The organism is Streptomyces sp. SID11385, assembly GCF_010548245.1.
In the GTDB taxonomy this organism is placed as follows: Bacteria; Actinomycetota; Actinomycetes; order Streptomycetales; family Streptomycetaceae; genus Streptomyces.
Map to the genome: position 1 here is coordinate 1 of NZ_JAAGLR010000231.1, position 2,368 is coordinate 2,368.

The following is a 2,368-nucleotide window of genomic DNA, read 5'->3' on the forward strand; positions in this document are numbered from 1 at the left end:
ACGCGCGATGTCCCGCGCGCTCTCGGCCTGGCCCTGCTCGACCTGAGCGGACTCGGCCTCGGGCACGCCCTGCTGCGCTCCTGGGGCGGCCTCGCCGTGGCCCTCGTGAGCACCGGCGTCCTCGCCTTCGTGGCCCTGCCCGCCGACCCCGACGGCGTGCCGCTCGCCCTCGTCGCCGGCTGGCTCGTGATCCTCGTGCTCCTCGCCGCGCACGCGGCGGCGCGCGGACTGCGTACCACACGCCGCGTGCCGACCGTGCCCGTACTCGGCCTCGCCCTCGTCCTGCTCGCCGCGCCCGTCCTCGCGGGCCTCCAGTACGACGCGGCCCGCGAGCGCGCCCAGCACGCGCGCCTGGAGAAGCAGTTGCTCGACCGGCTCGGCACGGCCGACCGCACCGTGGCCCGCTACCGGACCTCCGGGTACGCGGGCCACGAGTCGGCGTTCTCCACGGCGCTCACGACCTACCGCGACCTCAGCCGAGAGCACCCCGACTCGGCGGCGGCGCACAAGGTCCCGGCCCGGCTGCGCACGTATTACCGCACGGTCGGCGCGCCCTTCGACGAGGGCGACTACTGCGAAGCCGTCGATCCCCTGCGCCACCTGCTCACCGTGCCGGGCACGATGGGCACCGGCCGCGTCCCCGAGGACCTCGTCGCCTGGCCCGCGCCACGCCTGGCCACCTCGCTCTACGGCTGCGGCATCGGGGGGCTCGGCACCGCGGACTCCTCCACCGCCGAGTACCACCTCACCGCCCTCCTGGAGGACTACCCGGACAGCCCCGAGGCCGGCAAGGTCGTCCCCGAGATGGAGAAGCACGTCAGCTTCTCGCTGCGGGACAAGGGCGGCGAGTCGCCGTGCGACGCGACAAAGTCCCTCAAGACCCTCGCCGACCAGGCCACCTCCGTCGCCAAGGCCGACGGGGCGCCCGCCGCCACGGTGACCGCGCTCGGCCGTCAGGCGGAGCGCGCGAGGGGCGGCCTGCCCACCACGACGTGGAACTGCGCGCTCGCCGCCTACCACGACAAGGACTACGCGGCCACGCAGACGCGTATGCGGGACTTCACGGCCCACTACGGCAAGGACGGCCGGGCCCCGCTCGCGCGCAAGTACGTCATCGCCGCGCAGGTCGCCGACGAACTCCCCGCCGCGGGCAAGGTCAAGCCGACGACTACCTCCGGCGGCTCGATCACGGTGACCGTCCGCAACGACAGCCCCGAGGCCGTCGAAGTGCTCTACACCGGGCCCGTCACCGGCAGCTTCCGGCTCGACGCCTGCAAGGGCTGCGAGCGCTACGAATGGGCCGACACCCTCAATCCCTCCTTCAAGCCCTGCCCCTCCGGCAGGACGTACCCGAGCAAGACCCTGCGGCTCCCCGCGGGCACGACGTACTTCCTGCACAAGCCGCACGGCGGCAGCGGCCTCGGCGGTTCCCCCGCCACCGACACGGTGAAGGTGCGCGGCGGATACACCTACACCGAGTGCGCCTACACGGCGAAGGGATTCGGATCGAGCGGGGTGGACAGCTGACCGTTTGCGCCTCGGTGGGGGCGTAATACGGTACGAGAATGAGCGAAACGCCACAGGGGGGACGCGGTTCCTCCGATGCCGACCTCGCCCGCGAGGCCGTCGACGTCCATCTTTCGCGCCGGCTCTCGGAGTGGGAGGGGCAGTTGAGCGCCGCTACCGAGGGCACGCACGAGTACGAGGAGACCCTCGGCTACCGCAACGCCGAGGACACGCGGCTGCGTGCCTGGCGTGAGACGGGCCATCTCGACGCCGACCTCGCCCTCGCCGTCGACCAGCGCGCCCGCGCGGACCTCAAGATGGACGCCATCGACGAGGCCCGCAGGGAGGCCATCCACCGCGGCCTCGTCGCCCTCGGCTGGGACCCGGAAGGCGGCGGGGGAGAGGCCAGGGTGACGGGAGCCTGACGCGGGCGGGGCACCGCGCCCGTTTCGGTACGCACCGGGCCCGCGCCGGGCCCCGCGCCCGTACGCGCCGGGCCCCGCGCCGTACGCCGCGACCGCTGTCCGCTCACGCCGCGAGGAGTGCCCGGCCCACGAGCAGCGCGCCCACCCCCGTGCACACCGCGCACACCACCAGGCCGAGCACGACGGGCACCGGGTCCGCGCTCTCGCCGGGCGGCGGGCACACCGCGCGCTCCGGCTCGCCCGGGGGATGCCGTACCACCACGAGATCGCCCGTCAGCCGCACCTCGCCCGAGGTGTCCCGCAGCCGCACGAGCCGCCCCTCCGGCGTACGGAACTCCAGGAGCGCCTGCCGCTCGGGGCCGGTGTGCCACGATCCCGCCGGGGGCGCGACGAGCAGCGTGTCCACGACCCGGGCGAGCGCCCGGCCCCCGGGCAGC

3 protein-coding genes are annotated in these 2,368 nt (G+C 74.6%); 2 read left to right on the forward strand and 1 reads right to left on the reverse strand.

The window, feature by feature from the left end; genetic code table 11:
* Both G3I42_RS07105 and G3I42_RS07110 read left to right on the forward strand, forming a co-directional pair.
* Positions 1–1,527, forward strand: a 1,527-nt coding sequence (locus G3I42_RS07105; RefSeq protein WP_239096316.1) for a hypothetical protein, incomplete at its 5' end; no start/stop codon positions are given.
* Between the two features lie 38 nt (positions 1,528–1,565).
* Complete coding sequence (locus G3I42_RS07110; protein ID WP_164283432.1) at positions 1,566–1,931, forward strand: hypothetical protein; 366 nt, start codon at positions 1,566–1,568, stop codon at positions 1,929–1,931.
* 103 nt (positions 1,932–2,034) lie between these two features.
* Here the strand turns inward: G3I42_RS07110 and G3I42_RS07115 are convergent.
* Positions 2,035–2,368: hypothetical protein (locus tag G3I42_RS07115; protein ID WP_164283434.1), on the reverse strand; the 334-nt coding region annotated here is incomplete at its 5' end.

Excerpts from the sequence above, each read along its gene's own strand:
- G3I42_RS07110 (WP_164283432.1), top strand. The coding sequence starts at position 1,566 with ATGAGCGAAACGCCACAGGGGGGACGCGGTTCCTCCGATGCCGACCTC.